Source organism: Micromonospora sp. NPDC051296 (assembly GCF_040682255.1).
GTDB lineage: Bacteria > Actinomycetota > Actinomycetes > Mycobacteriales > Micromonosporaceae > Micromonospora > Micromonospora craterilacus.
Genome location: NZ_JBFBAO010000009.1, coordinates 25,254 through 44,770, shown reverse-complemented (window position 1 = coordinate 44,770; position 19,517 = coordinate 25,254). Strand labels below are relative to the sequence as shown.

Sequence of the window (19,517 nt, the reverse complement as noted above, 5' to 3'; positions counted from 1 at the left end):
GGCGTGGCCGTGGGTGGTGCGGGGCGCGCGGGTGGGCCTCCGGTCGCGGATCGGCGGTGCCGGACCCGCTGTCGGAGTCCTCGCCCATCGCGATGCTCTTGCGCTTGCTGAACACCACCGCCGCGACGACGATCAGCGTCGCCACCACCGCGATGGTGATGCGCAGGCCGACGTTGCGGTCGTCGCCGATGCTCCAGGCCACCACGGCCGGCGCGATCAGCAGCGAGACCAGGTTCATCACCTTGAGCAGCGGGTTGATGGCCGGGCCGGCGGTGTCCTTGAACGGGTCACCGACGGTGTCGCCGATGACGGTCGCGGCGTGCGCCTCGGAGCCCTTGCCGCCGTACGCGCCGTCCTCGACCATCTTCTTGCTGTTGTCCCAGGCACCACCGGAGTTGGCCAGGAAGACCGCCATCAGCGTGCCCGCCCCGATCGCCCCGGCCAGGTACGACGCCAGCGCGCCGGGCCCGAGGCCGAAGCCAACCGCGATCGGCGCCATGATCGCCAGCAGACCGGGGGTCAGCAACTCGCGCTGCGCGTCCCGGGTGCAGATGTCGACGACCTTGCCGTACTCCGGGCGCTGGGTGTAGTCCATGATCCCGGGCAGCTCACGGAACTGCCGGCGGACCTCCATCACGACCGCGCCGGCCGAGCGGGAGACCGCGTTGATGGCCAGGCCGGAGAAGAGGAACACCACCGCCGCACCGATGATCAGGCCGACCAGGTTCTGCGGGTTGGCCACGTTCAGCGCGTTGAGGATCTCGGCACCGACGTCGGTCACCCCGGCGTCCGCGTACGCGATGCGCAGCGTGTCGGTGTACGAGCCGAACAGCGCGGTCGCGGCCAGCACCGCGGTGGCGATCGCGATGCCCTTGGTGATCGCCTTGGTGGTGTTGCCCACCGCGTCCAGCTCGGTCAGCGTCCGGGCGCCCTGCTCGTCGATGTCGCCGGACATCTCGGCCACACCCTGGGCGTTGTCGGAGATCGGGCCGAAGGTGTCCATCGCGACGATCACGCCGACGGTGGTGAGCAGACCGATACCGGCCAGCGCCACGGCGAACAGCGACAGGGTGATCGAGCCGCCGCCCAGCAGGAAGGCGCCGAAGACACCGGCGGCGATGAGCAGCGCCGAGTAGACCGCGGACTCCAGGCCGACGCTGATTCCGGCGAGGATGACGGTGGCCGGGCCGGTCTGGGAGCTCTTGCCGATGTCCTGCACCGGTCGACGGTTGGTCTCGGTGAAGTAGCCGGTCAGCGCCTGGATGGCGGCGGCGAGCACGATGCCGATGACGACCGCGCCGATGACCACGCCGCGCGGGCCGAACGGCGGGTCCCCGCCGTCGACGCCGAGGGTCTCCCGCCAGTTGTCGCCGAGCTGCGCGGCCCAGGACGGCTGGAGGTAGGCGACCGTGGCCACCGCGACCAGCACGGCCGAGATCAACGCGGAGAGGTAGAAGGCCCGGTTGATCGCGGTCAGGCCGTTGCGGTCGGAGGCGCGCAGCCGGGTGATGAAGACGCCGATGATGGCGACCAGCACGCCGATCGTGGAGATGATCAGTGGGAGCACCAGGCCGTCGGAGCCGAACGCGGCCCGGCCCAGGATCAGCGCGGCGACCAGGGTGACCGCGTACGACTCGAACAGGTCGGCGGCCATGCCGGCGCAGTCACCGACGTTGTCGCCCACGTTGTCGGCGATGGTGGCGGCGTTGCGCGGGTCGTCCTCGGGGATGCCCTGCTCGACCTTGCCGACCAGGTCGGCGCCGACGTCGGCGGCCTTGGTGAAGATGCCGCCGCCGACCCGCATGAACATGGCGAGCAGCGCGGCACCGAAGCCGAAGCCCTCCAGCACCGTCGGCGCGTCGCCCCGGAAGAGCAGGACGACCAGCGCGGCACCGAAGAGGCCGAGGCCGACGGTGAGGAAGCCGACCACGCCACCGGTCCGGAAGGCGATCTTCATGGCCGATTCCCGGCCGCCTTCGCGCTCCCGGGCGGCGGCGGCCACGCGCAGGTTGGCCCGGGTGGCCAGCCACATGCCGGCACCGCCGATGAAGGCGCTGAACAGGGCGCCGACCACGAAGAAGAGCGAGCGACCGAGCTTCACCGCGGTCTCGCTGCCGGCGGTGTCGTGCACCGGCAGCAGGAAGAGCAGGACCACGGCGATCGCCACGAAGATCGCCAGGGTCCGGAACTGCCGGCGCAGGTAGGCCGAGGCGCCCTCCTGAACGGCCCCGGAGATCTCCTGCATTTTGTTGGTGCCCGTGCCGGCAGCCAGCACGGTTTTCGTCAACGCGGCGGCGAAGGCGAGCGCGACCAGCGCGATCACCGCGGCGATGACGACGTACGTGACATTGGCTCCGGTGAGGGAGATCCCGCCGCTCTCGGCGGCCAAGGTGTCGGACATCTGTGTCCTCCTGTGCCGAACAACGCGCCGGCCGGTGGAGACGCACCGACCGGCGCCTGGATGCGAATTCGCAAGCGCGCGCCGACCCACCCCGGCGAACCAGCGACCGACGCCCATCTGCGCTGGCTGCGCGGTGGATCACTTGCTGACAACCCGGGTACTGTAGCCCTCCGCAGTGTTCGAGGTCACAGGGAGGTGCCACCCTGGCCCGATGATCTTCGTCGCTGTGTTATGAACCGAAATCTGATATAGGAACGGGTCCATGACGAAGCGGCCGCATTCCCAGGCCAGGGAATGCGACCGCACGTTTTCGATGCCGACGGGTGGCGGCGCGACGGTGAGGATCGGTCAGCGGTTGACCGGCCAGACCATCCGGACCTCGGTGCCGATGCCGTCGTCGACCGGGCGGACCTGAAGATCCTCGACGAAGCCGGCGAGCAGGGCGAAGCCGACGCCGGTGGTGAGGTCGTCCTCGTTCAGCGACTCGTTGGCCAACTGGTCGGCGTCCAAGGCGGCGAGGCCGATACCCGCCTCGATCGGCGCCCGGTCCACCACCCGCACCGCGTACGCCCCGGAGTCGGACATCTCCACCAGCACCGGGTCGGTCAGGCCGTACTGGCGGTGCAGGGCGACCGCGCGGGTGCACGCCTCACCGATGGCCAGGCGTACCTCGTCGAGCAGGTCCTCGCGGACTCCTGCCCGGCGGGCGACCGCCACTCCGACCAGGCGGGCGGTGCGCACGTGCACCGGCGCGGGCGAGAAGGAGAGCCGGACCGTCGCCATCACGCGCCGGCGCCGGTCGCCGCTTCGACCGTGGGATACAGCGGAAATACCTGGTCCAGCGCGGTGATCCGGAAGATCTTGAGCAGCGGCTCCTTGTCGCAGACCAGGGCGAAGGTGCCGTCGGCGGTACGCAGCCGCTTCAGCGCGCCGACCAGCACGCCGAGCCCGGTGGAGTCGAGGAAGTCCACCCGACCGAGGTCGACCACCACGTGCCGCGCCCCGGCGTCGATCAGTTCGAGGAGCCGCTCGCGCAGGCGGGGGGCGGTGTAGACATCCACCTCACCGCCGACCTCGAGCACCGTGTGCTCCCCCACGGTACGGGTCGCCAGCGACAGCTCCATCGGTCCTCCCTCGCGCAGCCGTAAACTCTCTGGGCATTCAACCACTACCCCCCGGCCCGCCCGACGACTCACCGGGGGCAGTTCTTTCCCTTGCCCGGCACGCCGATTTCCCATTTCCGAACACCAGTGCGAGAGTGCAGGACGTGACCTCGGCAGCCAGCGTATCCGCCGGCCGCGGCCCCGAGCCGCCGCCGGGCGCCGCGCTGGCCGTCGCGCCGGGTGCGCTGCTGCGCCGGCTCCGGCAACGGCACGCCACCGACCCGGTCACCCACGTCGAACGGGTGCCGCCCCGGGCGGGCGTGCCAGCGCCGTGGCCACGTTGGGCCCCGGAGGAACTGCGCGCGGCGTATGCCCGACGTGGCGTGGCGACGCCGTGGCGGCACCAGGTCGAAGCGGCCAGCCTGGCGTACGACCGCCAGCACGTGGTGGTGGCCACCGGCACCGCGTCCGGCAAGTCCCTGGCGTACCAGTTGCCCGCGCTGGCCACCCTGCTCGCCGACCCCCGCGCCACCGTGCTCTACCTGGCACCGACCAAGGCGCTCGCCGCCGACCAGTTGCGCGCCGTCTCGGCGCTGGAGATCGAAGGCGTACGCCCCGCCTGCTACGACGGCGACACCCCACGCGCCGAGCGGGAGTGGATTCGGCAGCACTCCCGGTTCGTGCTGACCAACCCGGACATGCTGCACCACGGCGTCCTGCCCGGCCACGCCCAGTGGTCGGGATTCCTGCGCCGGCTGGCGTACGTGGTGGTCGACGAGTGCCACGTGTACCGGGGTGTGTTCGGCTCGCACGTCGCCCACGTGCTGCGCCGGCTGCGTCGGCAGTGCGCGCGCTACGGGCGTACCCCCGGCCCGACCTTCGTGCTGGCCTCGGCGACGTCGGGCGACCCGGCCGCGGCGGCCGGCCGGCTGACCGGCCTGCCCGTGACAGCCGTCACCGAAGACACCTCGCCGCGAGCCGGGGTGACCTTCGCGCTCTGGGAGCCGCCGCTGCTGCCCGCCGAGCCGCCTGCATCCACCTCCGCACCACCACCCCGCCGCGCGCAAGGCACCGTGCCGTCCGCGTGGAATGCCGGCGCGAGACCCGCCACCGACCTGCCGCTCGATGTGGCCGCGCGCAATGCCGGCCCGACGCTGTCCACCGACGCATCGCCCGCCGGCCGCCGTTCACCCGCGGCCGGGGAACCGGCCGGTCCGGCCGACCTCGTCCAGGTCCGCCGGTCGGCGCTGCGAGAGACCGCCGACCTGCTCGCCGACACCGTCGCCGCCGGCGTACGCACGCTGGCCTTCGTCCGTTCCCGGCGGGGGGCCGAGGTGGTGGCGACCAGCGCCCGGCGCAGCCTCGACGAGGCGGTACCCGGGCTCGGCGACCGGGTCGCCGCGTACCGGGCCGGTTACCTGCGCGAGGAGCGTCGGGAGCTGGAGCGGGCGCTGCTGCACGGTGACCTGCTCGGGCTGGCCTCGACCAACGCCCTGGAGCTGGGCGTCGACCTGATCGGCCTGGACGCGGTGCTGATCTGCGGATACCCGGGCACCCGAGCGTCGCTGTGGCAGCAGGCCGGCCGCGCCGGGCGCTCCGGCCAGGAGGCCCTCGCGGTGCTGGTCGCCCGGGACGACCCGCTGGACACCTACCTGGTGCACCACCCGGAGGCGGTCTTCGGGGCACCGGTGGAGGCCACCGTGCTCGACCCGGCCAACGCGTACGTGCTCGGCCCCCAGCTGGCCTGCGCCGCGGCCGAGGCGCCGCTGACCGCAGCCGACCTGGAACTCTTCGGTGACGGCGCGAAGGAAGCCGTCGCGGCGCTGGTCGAGGCGGGTGCGCTGCGGCAGCGGCCAACGGGCTGGTACTGGCGGCACCGGGAACGGCCCGAGGTGGACCTGCGCGGCGAGGGCGGCGCTCCGGTCTGCGTGGTGGAGGCGGCGACCGGCCGGCTGCTCGGCACCGTCGACGGCGGCTCGTCGCACTTCCTGCTGCACCACGGCGCGGTCTACCTGCACCAGGGGGTGTCCTACGTGGTCGACGCGCTCGACCTCGACGACGGGTGCGCGCTGGTGCACCCCGAGGAGCCGGACTGGTCCACCCACGCGCGGGACGTCACCTCGCTGTCGGTGGTGTCGGTGCGCTCGTACGTCGACGCCGGGCCGGTCGGGTTGTTCCTCGGCGAGGTGGACGTGACCAGCCAGGTGGTGTCGTACCAGCGACGACGGATCGCCACCGGCGAGGTCATCGACACCCGTCCGCTGGACCTGCCGACGCGGGAGCTGCGTACCGTCGCGGTCTGGTTCACCCTCTCCCCGGAGTCGCTCGCCCTGGCCGGGGTGAACCCCGCCGACGTGCCGGGCGCGCTGCACGCCGCCGAGCACGCCGCGATCGGGCTGCTGCCGCTGGTCGCCACCTGTGACCGGTGGGACATCGGCGGGCTGTCCACGGCGGTGCACCCGGACACCGAGGCGCCGACCGTCTTCGTCTACGACGGGCATTCCGGCGGGGCGGGCTTCGCCGAGCGGGCGTACGGCATGGCGGCGGCCTGGCTGCGGGCCACCCGCGACGCGATCGCCGAGTGTGGCTGCGAGGCCGGCTGCCCGTCCTGCGTGCAGTCGCCGAAGTGCGGCAACGGCAACAACCCGCTCTCCAAGCCGGATGCCATCCGGGTGCTCGACGTGGTGCTGGCCAACCTGCCGCGGTAACCCCTTGATCGACTCCGCTCACTGATCCGGCGGTGGTTGCCGGGCTGTGCGACACTCCGGCGCACCACAGTTGAGGAGATTTCATGCAGCTCGATAGCTTGCAGGCGCAGCACCAGTTCCACATCCGCCAACGGTTGCGGTTCATGGTCAACCAGTACGAGGTCCACAGCGTCGCACCGGACGGCTCCGAAGGTGGGCTGCTGGCGTTCGCCCAGCAGAAGCGGCTCGCCTTCAAGGAGCAGGTGACGATCTACGCCGATGACACCAAGCAGCAGCCACTGCTCGGGTTCAAGGCCCGGCAGCGTCTCGACCTCGGTGCCACGTACGACGTCACCGACCACGCCGGTAACCCGATCGGCCTGTTCCGCAAGGACTTCGCGCAGTCCCTGCTCCGCTCGACCTGGCACGTCGAGCAGGCCGGCCTGCCCAACGTCACCGGCCAGGAGCGCAGCATGCCGGTCGCCCTGCTGCGCCGCTTCGCCGAGTCGCTGTCCTGGCTGCCGTACCACTTCGACTTCGTGGCGAACGGCCAGCCCGTCTTTACCGTGGTCAAGAAGTGGGGTCTGCGCGACCGGTACGTCGTCGAGATCCAGAACCCGCAGATCGACCGGCGGTTGGTGATCGCCATGGCGGTCGCCCTCGACGCCCTCCAGAGCCGCTGACCTCCGGTGCCGCCATCCTTCTCATTGGGTTGATGTCTCAGCGACATATCTATGTCTCTGAGACATCAGACTCGTGGAACAACGCCACCCGATGCCGGTCAGCCGCGTAGCGGGCCGGCTCGGGCGGTGACCGTGGCAACGCGATTCAGGCCGGGCAGCGGGTCTACGGTCACCTCGGCCGTGACCAGCACGTCGAGCCCGTCCAGCCGGCACCAGACCAAGCGGGCGCTGTTGGCGGCAACGATCTCCCGGGCTCGGTCGCACGCCACCGACTCGTCCTGGAGGGCTCGGGCGGCTCCGGCCAGGGCACCGAAGTCGGCGGCGACCCGGGCCTGTTGGCGCGCCACCCGCGCCGCACCGACCCCGGCACCGAACAGGCCAGCCGCGACGAACAGCAGCCCCACCGCCAGCAGACAGATGGTCGCGCCACCACGATCCCGGCTCCGGTCCTCGGTGGCGGTCATGGCTGTGGGTCCGGTGCGCCCGGCTCGACGGCCGCGACCGCCGTGGCCACGACGGTGAGCGCCGGCAGATCAGCGCCGAGGGCACGGACCGGAGCCCGGACCGTCGCCCGGACCCGCTCGCCCTCCACGACCACGGCCACCTCGGCACCCGACGGGCCGTGCCGGCTGCCGGCCGCGACGCCCTCCTCGCCCCGGGAGGCGGCCAGCGCCGCCTCCCGGGCCGCGTCCAGGCAGGCCGCCTTGGTGCTGACCGCGTTGACGGCGGTCAGGCCGGCGAGCAGAAGCAGCATCAGCGCCGGCAGACCGGCCGCCATCTCGGCGGTGAAGGAGCCTCGGTCGCGACCGGCCCGCCGGCGCCCGGTCACTTCAGTGCCCGGTCGACGACGGCGGTCAACGCGGACTGCACGCTGTCCGAGGTCAGCACCTTCAGCAGGATGCCGGCGAAGGCGACCGCCGCGAGCGTGCCGACGGCGTACTCCGCGGTGTTCATCCCGGCGTCCCCGCGAAGGCGGGCGAGGATTCTGCGCACGTGTTCGTCCTTTCTCGATGGGTTCACAGCACGTCGCCGAGGACGGCGACGATCACCGGCACCAGACCGGCGAGAATGAAGGCGGGCAGGAAGCAGAGGCCCAGGGGCAGCACGATCAGCACGCCTGCCCGGCGGGCAGCCGCTTCGATCGCGGTGGCCCGGTCGACGCGCAGGTCGTCGGCGAGCCGGGTCAGCGCCCCCGCCAGGGCCGCCCCGCTGCTCGCGGACCGAACCGCCGCTGCGGCGACCCGCTGCCCGCCCGGCACCGTCGCCAGGTGCGCCCACGCCTCCTGCGGCACACCGCCGAGCTGCAACGTCCGGCCGACCCGGCTGAGCTGATCGGCGAGCGGGCCACCGAGCGCGTCGGCCACCGCGAGCACGGAGTGCTCCACCGGCGCACCTGCCCGCAGCGCCGCCGCCAACAGGTCGGCGGCCAGCGGAAGGTCGGCGGCGGCACGCAGCCGTCGGGTCCGTACGGCCGGGTGCTCGATCCGCCGGAGCATCCGGTCGAGCAGCACGGCCGTGGGCAGCGCGGCCACCAGGCCGGGCCATCCCTCAAGCAGCACGGCCACGGCGACGCCGGCCAGCCCGGCGGCGAGCCGGACGATGTCCAGCCGTCGGCTGGCCGGGGAACCAGGCGGACCCTCGCCGGTGCCTCGCCGGGGCGGCCGGGTGCCGCGCGGGGGCCTTCCGCTGGACAGCCGGCGTAGCCGCCGCTGGGGACGGTGCCGACCGACGGCCACGACGGCGAGCAGGACCGCGGCGGCCAGACAGCCCATGGCCAGCGTCATGCCGGACATCAGCTTCCCTCGGTTGGCACGGCACCGAGGCGTTCCGCCCAGAGCAGGCCGACCACCTGGAGGGCGACGGCAGCGATCGCGCAGCCGCCGCCGATCGGGGTGTACAGCAGGACATCGAGCGGGTCGACCCCGATCCCGTAGCCGAGGCCGATGCCACCCAGTGGCAGGGCAGCCAGCAGCCACGCGGTGGCCCGGGCTCCCGCTGCCTGGGCCGCGGCGGCCGCCAACCCGCGGTCCGTCGACCGGGCGTCGGCCTCGATCCGCTCGACCAACTCGGCCAGCGGTGCGCCCGTACGGTCGGCGAGCCGCACCGCAGCCCGCGCCAGCCGTCCGGGGCGGTCCGGCGGAGCGTCGGCGTCGGGCGGCACCGCGGCGTCGGGCGCCTCGAACCCTTCCGACGACAAGGCGGCTCCGCCAGGCAGCATGGCTCCGCCGGACAGCATGGCTCCGCCGGTCGCGCGGAGCCGGTCAGCGTCCCCGATCCGGTCGGCTGCGTCAGATCGGTCGGCTTCCGCGATGGGCTCGCCGCTTCGGAGTGGCTCGGCGGGCTGGCCGGTGACCGCCGAAGGCGGGCGGGCGAGACCCAGCGACTCCGCCGCCACCATCACCGGCAGCCCGGCCCGGAGATCGGCCGCCAGGGCGCACAGTTGGTCCAACCGCTCCCGGTGCACCCGGACCGCCCCCGCCGCCGCACGGCGTCGCAGCAGCGCCCGGACGCCCAGGACTCCGTACCCGGCCAGGGCAACCGCCGCCACCGGACCGGCCAGCAGCCAGCCGATCCCCACGCCAGACAGCATGGTCAGCAGCAGGGTGCGGCGCGGCGACGCCGACCACGTTCCCGGCCTGCTCGCAGCTCGTCGACGCCACCCGCCTCGGCCCGACCGGTCGGGACTGCGGTCGCCGCTGCCCGGCCCGCTCGCGGCCGTCCGTTGCGCGGTCGAGGTCGCCCACGGCTGGTTCGCTCCCGTCCGCTGCGCGGTCGACGTGGCCCCGGCCCAACTCGTCGGCCGGGCCGGGACGGCTACGCCGACAGGGCGGGATGCCGAGCCCATCCCGGGTCCGCCGGGCACGCCGAGCGAACGCCCTGGGCGACGACTGCCTCGCCACCCCGGCGGGCGGGACGCGGCCGGTGGGGTCGGCGGTACGGACGCGGCCATCGGCGTACGACTGCCGACCGGACGATGCACCGTGCAGGCTCGCCCGGCGGACCCGGCCACGAGGCGGCTGCTCTCCGTGTCGTACACAGCGCTGACCGAGGTGGGCGTGAGCAGGGTCGGACCGGCAGCGTCCTCGACCGGAACCCGCGCACCGCTGAGCGCCGGCCACCCGACGCCGGTCGGCCGGAGCCGGGCCCGCAGCGGTTCGCCCGGACCGCCGCCGGCCTGCTCCGCGTCGCCCGACTCGCGCAACGCGACGACCCAGTCGACCAGCGGATCGTCGACCTCCACCCGGCCCCACGTCGCCCACCCCGGAAGCAGCCGCCCGCGGACCGGGCGCACCGCCACGGCAGCCAGCACCAGCAGTGCCAACACCCACCAGTGCGCGCCGCTCATGCCGGCACTCCGCTTCGCCGCGTACCGCCGTCAGGCACCAATGCGCCGCACCGATGATTCGCTCGCTGACGCTCACTCATGCCGGACCCGCCGATCCGGGCCAGGGCTCGCACAGGATCGGCGGCACCGGCACGTCGCGACCTTGGATCAGGGTGCCGAGCGCCCGTGCCGCGAGGCCGAGCCCGCGACCGCGAATCCACGCGGGAACCGTGGTGATCAGACGGTCCGGACCCTCCGGCAGCAGCAGGCAGATCGACTCCAGCATCCGCCCCTGCGGCGTACGACGGATCTGGAACACCACCTGGAGCGCTGCGGCCACCTGCGCGTGCAGCGCCGCGCGCGGCAACCCGCCGAGCAGACCGAGCGCCTCCAGCCGGGCGGGTACGTCCGACGGGGCGTTGGCGTGCAGGGTCCCGGCACCGCCGTCGTGACCCGTGTTGAGAGCGGCGAGGAGGTCGACCACCTCGCCGCCCCGGCACTCGCCGACCACCAGCCGGTCCGGTCGCATCCGCAACGCCTGTCGGACCAGCTCGCTGAGGCCGACCGCGCCGGAGCCCTCCACGTTTGCCGTCCGGGCCTGCAGCCCCACCACGTGCGGGTGCACCGGCCGCAGCTCGGCGGCGTCCTCGACCAGCACGATCCGCTCGGTGGCCGGCACCATTCCGAGCAGCGTGTTCAACAGGGTGGTCTTGCCGGAGCCGGTGCCGCCGATCACCAGGTACGCGAGCCGGGCCGCCACCACCGCGGCGAGCACCGGCGCGACCGGCCGAGCCACGGCGCCCTGTGCGACCAGCTCGTCCAGGGTGAACGGTCGTTGCCGGAAGGTACGCAACGACAGGTACGGCCCGTCGGTCGCCACCGGTGGCAGCACGGCGTGCAGCCGCGTACCGTCGGCCAGCCGTGCGTCTGCGCACGGCGCACCGTCGTCCAGGCGGCGACCAGCACCGGCGGCGAGTCGCTGGGCGAGCCGGCGCACGTCGTCCACGGTGCCCACCGGCACCGGAACCTGGTGCAGGCCCTGCCCCCGGTCGACCCACACCCGGGTCCCATTGACCAGCACGTCCGTCACCTCGGCATCGGCGAGCAGCGGGGCGAGCGGGCCAGCGCCCACCAGGTCATCGCGCACCCGGTCGGCCATCCGTAGCAGGGCGGTGTCCCCGAGGACGGCGGCGTCGGGCTCGGCGCGTACCGCGGAGACGATGGCGGCCGGAGTGACCGGCGTCGCGGCGGTGGCGATCCGCTGCCGCACGCGGGCCGCGAGCGTCTCCCCGGTCACGCCGCACCCGCCGCGGGCTGGCCGGTCAGGTCGGCGACGATCCGCTGGCACAGCTCGGCCAACGGGCCGCGCCCGCCGGCCGCGGGAGCCTCACCCCGCTCCAGCCCACGACAGAGCCCCGGCTCGGGGCGCAGGGTGCCGGCGAGGGGCAGGCCGAGTGCCCTGGCCACCTCGATTGCGCGGAGCCGCCCGGGAGCCGGGCCGCGGACGATGACCGACAGGTCGTGACAGTGCGGGGCGGCGGCAGCGACCACCCGGGCCGCGGCGGCGGTCGCCCGCAGCTCGGCGGGCACCACCACGAACACCCGGTCGGCCGTCTGGAGTGCGGTCACGGCCGCGTCGTCGAGCTGCCGGGGCAGGTCGACCACCACGAAGTCCCGGCCGCGCCGGGCGGCATCCAGGGTGGCCGCCATCGCCTCGGCCGGGACGGCGACCAGGTCGCCCCGATCCCAGGAGAGCACCACCAGGTCGCCCCGGCTGGGCAGCGCCCGGACCAGAGCCGGCGCGTCCACCCGCCCGTCGGCCCCGGTCAGCGCCGGCCAGCGCAAACCTTCCAGTTGTTCCCAGCCGAGCACCAGGTCGAGACCGCCGCCGAGCGGGTCGGCGTCGAGCAGCAGCGTACGCAGCCGCGCGCGGGCGGCGGTGACCGCGAGCCCACCGGCCAGGATGCTGGCGCCGGCTCCGCCCCGGCCGCCCAACACGGCGACGATCCGGGCGGTGGCCGCATCCTCGGCTCCGCACTCGGTGAACCGGTCGACCAGCCACGGCTCGGCTGCCGGCAGCACGGCGACGTGTTCGGCACCGAGCAGATCGGCCACCTGCCAGCCGGACTCGACGTCGCCGGCCCGACCCACCAGGACCAGGCGAGACCGCCGAGGCAGCCGTGCCCGCAGGCAGGGCTGCGCCTGGTCGGTGCCGACGAGCACCAGCGGGGCGGGCTGCCAGCGGGTCCGGGCCGCGGCCGGATCGGTGGCGACCTCCACCTCGACGCCTCCGGCGGCGGCGAGCCGGAGCAGATCGTCGAGCAGGTCACCGTCCGAGGTGACGACCAGCGGCGGACGCCGGTGCGGCGGGACGGAGGTACGGGGTGGCATCGCGGCCTCCAAGCGGTCGGCGCGGGTTCGCTGATCCGAACCCTGCCTCCGGCACCGTCCCGGACGCCGCCCCGAGGAGCCGATCTGTGGACAACCAGCTGCGCTGTGGACAACGCCCACAGCGCCCGTTGATCTGCTATGTGAGACGGCCGCACTATCCGTCCACTTTGGCGGCACTAGCCGTGGCGGGTTGTCACGCGGGGCACGCATAATCGACGTCCTGTGCCGTCGGCGGAACGGCATTCCTCGCCGGATCGGGGTCATGAAGCAGTCGCCAGATCACGACCACACCCGTGCCGAGCCGAAACTTCGGATCGGCCCGTGGCTGCCCGACCCGCACTCGCACACCGCACCGCCGACACCGCCGGCGCTCCCGGCACCACCGGCTCTGCCAGCACCACCGGCTCTGCCAGCACCACCGGCTCTGCCAGCACCACCGGCTCTGCCAGCACCACCGGCTCTGCCGGCGCGACCGGCGGCGCCCGTCGCCCGCGAAAGTCGGCCGCAGCCAACAGCCACACCGACTGCCGAGCCCACCGTCACCCGCCTGGAGCCAGCGCACCACCACGGGACCAGGCGCAGCGCACACCGGCTGATGCTGGCAGGCGTCGCCGCCTCCGTACTCGGCCTGATGCTCACCGTGCTCTGGCCGGGGGCGGAAGCACCGCCGGCCGCGGCCCCGGAGGGGCCCGCCGGCTGGATCGGCCCGCAGCCGGTCGCCCCGGCGACCGACCCGGAGGCGACCTCCGCCGCCACGCCGGTGTCCCCGTCCGTCCCGACCGCCTCGTCGTCGGTCGGCGGGGTGTCGTCCTCCCGCCCGCTGCCGCCCGACCGGACGTCCGCACCGGCCAGCTCGCCGCCCTCGGCCCCCGGGACCGCCCCTGCCCACGACCCGGGCACGCCCAGCGTCCGTCCGAGTTCGTCACCGAGCCGCCCGCCGAGCCCATCGCCGAGCAACCGATCCCCGGAACCGCAGGAGCTGACGCCTCTCTCACCACGGCGAGAGGGGAGCTGCGATCGGTGGGCGGCGGGGCCGAGACCAGCGTCGAGTTCGTCAACCTCAGGTCACGGCCGGTGATCGTCTACTGGCTCGACTACCAGGGCCGGCGGCGGCAGTACGCGGTGCTGCAACCGTCCGCCTCGTACCGGCAGCACACGTACGTCGGCCATCCCTGGCTGGTGACCGACGGCCGGGGTCGGCCCCTGGTCTGCTTCGAGCCGACCCGCACGCCCGGCCGGGCCGTAATCCGCTAGCGCCTGTGTCGTTGGCCATTTGAGGGGCGGCCAGCACCGGAGGGCGGCGGCATGGACGAGGACGCGCGCGAGCAGGGCTGCTCACCGCGCTGACCACCGAGCATTTCGTGCTCCAGACCTCCCGCAGCGCCACGATCTGGCTGACCGACTGCCGCTCGATCGTGATTAGCACTCAGCGAAGCGGAGCGTTTCCACCAGAAAGGGACGACCCCCGTCGGGGGGAGACGGGGGTCGTCGGAGGTTCGGCTCCGGGGGGGTCGAGCCGAACCCGCTCAGCGGTCACGGGGGGTGCAACCGCCGAGGGTCTGCCGGTTGTACGAGCTATGAATACTCGTCTTGTGGACAAGTCTGCCTGAGCGGACCTGTGTACGTCGAGTGGTGTAGCCTCCACTCCCTGCGAAATCCTGTTCGCAGAGTGTGACCGCGGTCACTGTTCGCAGGCGCCGTGAAGGTCGGCCCGCAGGTCCAGGCGGTCTTCGGCCCCCGGGCACCCGCCGACCATAGACCATCGGGCTAGACTTTCGCGCCGTGGGCCGAAGTGCCGCTTTCTTCGATCTCGACAAGACCGTCATCGCCAAGTCGAGCGCCTTGGCGTTTGGTCGGCCGTTCTACCGGGACGGCCTGATCACTCGGCGTGACGTGGTCAAGTCGGCGTACGCGCAGCTGATGTTCCGGCTGGGCGGCACCGACGAGCAGACCATGGCCAGGACTCGGGACTATCTCGCCACACTCTGTAAGGGCTGGCAGGTGGAACAGGTCCGCCAGATCGTCGCGGAGACGCTGCACGAGCTGATCAACCCCTACGTGTACGCCGAGGCCGCCGCCCTCATCGAGGAGCACCAGGCCGCCGGGCGGGACGTGGTCCTGGTCTCCGCATCCGGTGAGGAGATGGTGCGGCCGATCGGGGCGCTGCTCGGGGTCACCGACGTGATCGCCACCCGGATGGGCGTGGTGGACGGTCGGTACAGCGGCGAGGTCGAGTTCTACGCGGCCGGCCCGAGCAAGGTCGACGCGGTCAGCGAGCTGGCCACCGAGCGCGGGTACGACCTCGCCGACTCGTACGCCTATTCCGACTCGTACAGCGATCGGCCGCTGTTGGAGTGCGTGGGCCACCCGACCGCGGTCAATCCCGACCGGCAGCTGCGCAAGCTGGCGGTGGAGAACGCCTGGCCGGTGCTGGAGTTCCGGCACCCGGTCCCGCTGGGCCGGCGGCTGCGGGAGCGTCCCGCCGTCCCGGTCGCCGCAGCCGCTCTCGGCGTGGGCGTCGGGGTGGCGATCGGCATCGCCTGGTACGGCCGTCACCGCCGCACCCGCGCCAGCGCCTCCCAGGGCTGATCCCGACGACCGTGCCCGGCCGGGTCAGGCAGCGGCCAGCACCTCGTCGCCGATCGCGGTCAGTCGGCGGCCAGCACCTCGTCGCCGATCGCGGTGAGCTGGTCGGCGCCCACCTCGACGGCCGACATGTAGTGCCGTAGCCAGGACCGCAGTCCGTCGGGGGTGCCGGTGGCGAAGGCCCCGGCCGCTCCGACGTACTCCGGCTCCCGCTCGCGGTGGCCGACGTCCACGGCGAGCAGGCCGCGCGGATCGAAGCCGCTGGACACCAGCACCAGGCGGGCCGCGCCCCGGGCCACCACGCCGGAGGGGCCGGCGAACGGGCGCAGGTTGAGCAGTTCCCCGTGTACGACGGCGGCCAGCACCAGCGGGGTGACCCTCGTGCCGCCGGCCACCAGCCCGGCCAGCCCGTCCAACCGGGCGGCGACCACCGGGTCGTCGACCGGTCGACCCAGTTCGGTCTCGGCGACCACGTCCCGCGCGGCGAGTACGTGCAGTTTCGCCAGCGCCTGGCGGGGTGCCTTCGGCCAGAGGTCGCTCAGCCCGGGCAGTGCCCCGGCAACTCGCAACGCGCCCTGGAGCAGCGGTTCGGTGACCGTGCCGGCGCGTACCGCCTCCCGCTCGTGGGGCCGGCCTTCCAGGCCGGCGCTGGCCACCGCGGACCGCAGGCTCACCTCGGCCGCGACCTGGCCACCGTGGCGGCGCAGCGCCCGGTTGCCGAGCGCCTGGTCGAATCGGGTACGGGCGTGCTCGACGGCGTCGGCGACGTCGGCGAGATCGAGCAGCGGCGCGAGTGGGTCGGCAGTCACCCCGTCACGCTAGCGACCCCGCTGGCCGGGCCGGGCAGGAGTCGCCGCCGGCGCGACGCCCGCCACCGCGCTTCCGTGTTAAGAAGGGGCCCTTCCTCTACCTGAGGCGTTAACAAGGGGCCCTTCCTTGCACCTTGGCGCGTGGGAGGGGCCGTTGGGCGACGGGCAAGGAGGGGTTCGGTCGCCTGGGCCGTCCGCCCCGGCTAACCTCCCCGGGAGAGACGCAGGTCACCCCCGAGCGACGAGGAGTCAGGGCATGAGCGAGGCATTGGCCAATCTGCTGAACGAGACGCGCCAGTTCCCCCCGCCGGCCGAACTCGCCGCTGGCGCCAACGTGACCGCCGACGCGTACGCCGAGGCGGACGCCGACCGGCTGGCCTTCTGGGAGCGCCAGGCCGGGCGGCTGAGCTGGGCGAAGCAGTGGGACCAGGTGCTGGACTGGTCGACTCCGCCGTTCGCGAAGTGGTTCGTCGGTGGGCAGCTGAACGTGGCGTACAACTGCCTCGATCGGCACGTCGAGGCCGGCCGGGGCGACAAGGTGGCGATCCACTGGGAGGGCGAGCCGGGCGACTCCCGCACCATCACGTACGCCGACCTGCACCGGATGACCTGCCAGGCGGCGAACGCGCTCACCGACCTCGGGGTGACCGCCGGTGACCGGGTGGCGATCTACCTGCCGATGATCCCGGAGGCGGCGGTCGCGATGCTGGCCTGCGCCCGAATCGGCGCCACGCACAGCGTGGTGTTCGGCGGCTTCTCAGCCGAATCGTTGACCAACCGGATCCAGGACGCCACGGCCAAGGTCGTGATCACCGCCGACGGCGGCTACCGGCGGGGCAAGCCGTCCGCGCTCAAGCCGACCGTCGACGAGGCGGTGGCGAACTGCCCGTCGGTCGAGCACGTCCTGGTGGTCCGCCGCACCGGCGAGGGGGTCGGCTGGTCGGCGCGGGACCACTGGTGGCACGAGACGGTCGAGCAGGCGTCGACCGAGCACGCCGCGCAGCCGTTCGACGCCGAGCACCCGCTCTTCATCCTCTACACCAGCGGCACCACCGCCCGCCCGAAGGGCATCCTGCACACCACCGGTGGCTATCTGACCCAGGCGGCGTACACCGCGCACGCGGTCTTCGACCTCAAGCCGGAGACCGACGTGTACTGGTGCACCGCGGACATCGGCTGGGTGACCGGCCACTCCTACATCGTGTACGGTCCGCTCTCCAACGGCGCGACCCAGGTGATGTACGAGGGCACCCCGGACACCCCGCACAAGGGCCGGTTCTGGGAGATCGTCGACAAGTACGGGGTGACCATCCTCTACACCGCGCCGACCCTGATCCGCACCATGATGAAGTGGGGCGAGGACATCCCGGCCGGCTACGACCTGTCCTCCCTGCGGCTGCTGGGCAGCGTCGGCGAGCCGATCAACCCCGAGGCGTGGATGTGGTACCGCCAGCACGTCGGCGGGGGCGAGCTGCCCATCGTGGACACCTGGTGGCAGACCGAGACCGGCGCCATGATGATCTCGCCGCTGCCCGGCGTGACCGCCGCCAAGCCGGGTTCGGCGATGACCCCGCTACCCGGGATCAGTGCCGACGTGGTCGACGACCAGGGCCAGTCGGTGCCCAACGGCGGCGGGGGCTACCTCGTGCTACGCGAGCCGTGGCCGTCGATGCTGCGCACCATCTGGGGCGACGACAACCGGTTCATCGAGACGTACTGGTCGCGGTTCGGCGCGGGCGCGAGCGGCGACGCCGGCGACCCGTGGATCTACTTCGCCGGTGACGGCGCCAAGAAGGACGACGACGGGCACATCTGGCTGCTCGGCCGGGTCGACGACGTGATGCTGGTGTCGGGGCACAACATCTCGACCACGGAGGTGGAGTCGGCACTGGTCTCGCACCCGTCGGTGGCCGAGGCCGCGGTGGTCGGCGCCACCGACCCGACCACCGGGCAGGCGATCGTCGCGTTCGCCATCCCGCGCGGCAACGCCGACACCTCCGGCGAGGCCGGTGAGCAGCTCATCGCCGACCTGCGCAATCACGTGGCGAAGACGCTCGGCCCGATCGCCAAGCCCCGGCAGATCATGCTGGTGCCGGAGCTGCCGAAGACCCGGTCGGGCAAGATCATGCGCCGGTTGCTGCGGGACGTGGCGGAGAACCGCTCGCTGGGTGACGTGACGACGTTGCAGGATTCCTCGGTGATGGAGCTGATCGCGTCCGGCATGGGCGGGGGCAAGTCCGACGAGGACTGACGGCGGGCGTACGACTCGATGGGTGGCGGTCAGCGCGGACCGCCACCCATCGTCATGTCCGGCGGGTGGACGGCCCGGACCGGAATGTGACAGTGAAAATGCCTCTCAACAACTCGGTGCAACAAATCGACGTACCCCCTTCCCACTGGCCCCAGTAGTGCCTATCTTCACCAGTGGTCCCACGTTTGGGCCGATTTCGCCGGTCGCGGGGGTGGATTGCGGCCCGGGGACCCCGGCCAGCATCCTGAAGATCAGCCCGGTCGGCTAGGCCCTGCGTCGAAGTCCTCGGTCGAGCCGAGGCGGCGTCCGGCCGAGCGACCGGTGTCGGGGTCATAGGCTGTCGGTCATGACCGAGCAGCGTGGCGATGCCGTCGACGAGTCCTGCGTCCTCACCGAGGGGCCGTGGACGCACCGGTTCGTCGGCGCCAACGGCAGCCGGTTTCACGTGGTCGAGGCGGGCACCGGGCCGATGGTGCTCTTCCTGCACGGCTTCCCCGAGCACTGGTGGGCTTGGCATCAAATGCTGCCTGCGGTCGCTGACGCCGGCTTCCGCGCGGTCGCCGTCGACCTGCGCGGCTACGGTGCCAGCGACAAACCACCCCGGGGGTACGACGGCTACACGCTGGCCGCCGACGTGGCCGGGCTGATCCGCGCCCTGGGCGAACGCTCGGCGACCGTGGTGGGCGCCGGTGCCGGCGGGATGATCGCCTGGACCGTGGCCTCGTTCCACCCAAACCTGGTCCGCCGGCTGGTGGTGCTCGGCGCACCGCACCCGCTGCGGCTGCGCGCGGCGATCTTCGCCGATCCGCGCGGTCAGTTCTCCGCCTCGACACCCGCGCTGAGGTTTCAGCTGCCCCGCTACGAGCACGTCCTCACCCGGGACGAGGGGCGGGCGGTGGAGGAGATCCTGCGCCGCTGGGGCGGCCCGCGCTGGGTCGCCGGCCCGGACTTCGCCGGGTACGCGCAGCGCTACCGGGAGGCCATGCGGATCCCGCAGGCCGCGTTCTGCGCGCTGGAGGGCTACCGGTGGGCGTTCCGGTCGGTGCTGCGGCTGCACGGCTACCGGTTCGTCAAGTTGATGCAGCGACCGCTGGTCACCCCCACCCTGCAACTGCACGGCGCCCGCGACGTCGCCTCGCTGGCGCGTACCGCCCAGGGGTCAGGGCGCTACGTCAGTGCACCGTACGAGTGGCGACTGCTCGACCCGGTCGGGCACTTCCCCCATCTGGAGGCACCGGAGCTGGTGCTGGGCGAGGTCCTGCGCTGGGCCAAGTCCTGACC

At 73.0% G+C, this 19,517-nt stretch carries 16 protein-coding genes and 1 pseudogene; 6 read left to right on the top strand and 11 right to left on the bottom strand.

What is annotated here, in order from left to right:
* From AB0M52_RS02055 to AB0M52_RS02045, 3 genes are all read right to left on the bottom strand, one after another.
* The coding region (locus AB0M52_RS02055; protein WP_363947619.1) for a sodium-translocating pyrophosphatase at nt 1–2,401 on the bottom strand (2,401 nt) is incomplete at its 3' end.
* 348 nt (nt 2,402–2,749) lie between these two features.
* Nucleotides 2,750–3,184 carry an ATP-binding protein gene (locus tag AB0M52_RS02050; RefSeq protein ID WP_363947622.1) on the bottom strand — a complete coding sequence of 145 codons (435 nt, stop codon included), beginning with the start codon at nt 3,182–3,184 and terminating at the stop codon, nt 2,750–2,752.
* The gene (locus AB0M52_RS02045; RefSeq protein WP_363947616.1) at nt 3,184–3,525 is read right to left on the bottom strand and encodes an STAS domain-containing protein; all 342 of its coding nucleotides are present in this window, start codon (nt 3,523–3,525) and stop codon (nt 3,184–3,186) included. Before AB0M52_RS02045 ends, AB0M52_RS02050 begins: the two co-directional genes overlap by 1 nt.
* 143 nt (nt 3,526–3,668) lie before the next feature.
* Here AB0M52_RS02045 and AB0M52_RS02040 point away from each other — a divergent pair, with 143 nt between their 5' ends.
* Together AB0M52_RS02040 and AB0M52_RS02035 are read left to right on the top strand one after the other, a co-directional pair.
* Nucleotides 3,669–6,212 (top strand): DEAD/DEAH box helicase, encoded by a 2,544-nt coding sequence (locus AB0M52_RS02040; RefSeq protein WP_363947613.1) that lies wholly within the window; start codon nt 3,669–3,671, stop codon nt 6,210–6,212.
* A gap of 83 nt (nt 6,213–6,295) precedes the next feature.
* A complete protein-coding gene (locus AB0M52_RS02035; RefSeq protein ID WP_363947610.1) occupies nt 6,296–6,874 on the top strand; it encodes a hypothetical protein in 579 nt (192 codons plus the stop codon).
* Between the two features lie 98 nt (nt 6,875–6,972).
* Here AB0M52_RS02035 and AB0M52_RS02030 read toward each other — a convergent pair whose 3' ends face one another.
* The 7 genes and pseudogenes from AB0M52_RS02030 to ssd all read right to left on the bottom strand — a co-directional run bounded on the left by AB0M52_RS02030 (nt 6,973) and on the right by ssd (nt 12,590).
* A complete protein-coding gene (locus AB0M52_RS02030) occupies nt 6,973–7,338 on the bottom strand; it encodes an Rv3654c family TadE-like protein (protein WP_363947608.1) in 366 nt (121 codons plus the stop codon).
* Entirely contained in the window at nt 7,335–7,703 is a 369-nt protein-coding gene (locus AB0M52_RS02025) for a TadE family type IV pilus minor pilin (protein ID WP_363947605.1), read from the bottom strand. The genes AB0M52_RS02030 and AB0M52_RS02025 overlap by 4 nt, the downstream gene beginning before the upstream one ends.
* Nucleotides 7,700–7,828 carry a DUF4244 domain-containing protein gene (locus AB0M52_RS02020; protein WP_233513855.1) on the bottom strand — a complete coding sequence of 43 codons (129 nt, stop codon included), beginning with the start codon at nt 7,826–7,828 and terminating at the stop codon, nt 7,700–7,702. Before AB0M52_RS02020 ends, AB0M52_RS02025 begins: the two co-directional genes overlap by 4 nt.
* Before the next feature lie 62 nt (nt 7,829–7,890).
* The gene (locus tag AB0M52_RS02015) at nt 7,891–8,667 is read right to left on the bottom strand and encodes a type II secretion system F family protein (protein WP_363947602.1); all 777 of its coding nucleotides are present in this window, start codon (nt 8,665–8,667) and stop codon (nt 7,891–7,893) included.
* Nucleotides 8,667–8,987: pseudogene (locus AB0M52_RS02010) on the bottom strand (hypothetical protein); the annotation flags it as partial. The gene AB0M52_RS02015 and the pseudogene AB0M52_RS02010, both read right to left, overlap by 1 nt.
* Before the next feature lie 1,309 nt (nt 8,988–10,296).
* Entirely contained in the window at nt 10,297–11,496 is a 1,200-nt protein-coding gene (locus AB0M52_RS02005) for a TadA family conjugal transfer-associated ATPase (RefSeq protein WP_363947600.1), read from the bottom strand.
* Nucleotides 11,493–12,590 carry a septum site-determining protein Ssd gene (ssd, locus tag AB0M52_RS02000; protein WP_363947597.1) on the bottom strand — a complete coding sequence of 366 codons (1,098 nt, stop codon included), beginning with the start codon at nt 12,588–12,590 and terminating at the stop codon, nt 11,493–11,495. The genes AB0M52_RS02005 and ssd overlap by 4 nt, the downstream gene beginning before the upstream one ends.
* A gap of 1,020 nt (nt 12,591–13,610) precedes the next feature.
* On the opposite strand from ssd, the gene AB0M52_RS01995 reads away from it, so the two are divergent.
* Both AB0M52_RS01995 and AB0M52_RS01990 read left to right on the top strand, forming a co-directional pair.
* Complete coding sequence (locus AB0M52_RS01995; protein ID WP_363947594.1) at nt 13,611–13,844, top strand: hypothetical protein; 234 nt, start codon at nt 13,611–13,613, stop codon at nt 13,842–13,844.
* Nucleotides 13,845–14,372: 528 nt separating this feature from the next.
* Nucleotides 14,373–15,179: an HAD-IB family hydrolase gene (locus AB0M52_RS01990; protein ID WP_137781667.1), complete on the top strand. Its 807-nt coding sequence runs from the start codon at nt 14,373–14,375 to the stop codon at nt 15,177–15,179.
* Nucleotides 15,180–15,238: 59 nt separating this feature from the next.
* Here AB0M52_RS01990 and AB0M52_RS01985 read toward each other — a convergent pair whose 3' ends face one another.
* Nucleotides 15,239–15,985 (bottom strand): oxidoreductase, encoded by a 747-nt coding sequence (locus tag AB0M52_RS01985; protein ID WP_363947592.1) that lies wholly within the window; start codon nt 15,983–15,985, stop codon nt 15,239–15,241.
* Nucleotides 15,986–16,241: 256 nt separating this feature from the next.
* Here AB0M52_RS01985 and acs point away from each other — a divergent pair, with 256 nt between their 5' ends.
* Both acs and AB0M52_RS01975 read left to right on the top strand, forming a co-directional pair.
* A complete protein-coding gene (gene acs, locus AB0M52_RS01980; RefSeq protein WP_363947590.1) occupies nt 16,242–18,236 on the top strand; it encodes an acetate--CoA ligase in 1,995 nt (664 codons plus the stop codon).
* A gap of 346 nt (nt 18,237–18,582) precedes the next feature.
* Nucleotides 18,583–19,515, top strand: a complete 933-nt coding sequence (locus AB0M52_RS01975; RefSeq protein WP_363947588.1) for an alpha/beta hydrolase — start codon at nt 18,583–18,585, stop codon at nt 19,513–19,515.
* Nucleotides 19,516–19,517 lie beyond the last annotated feature (2 nt).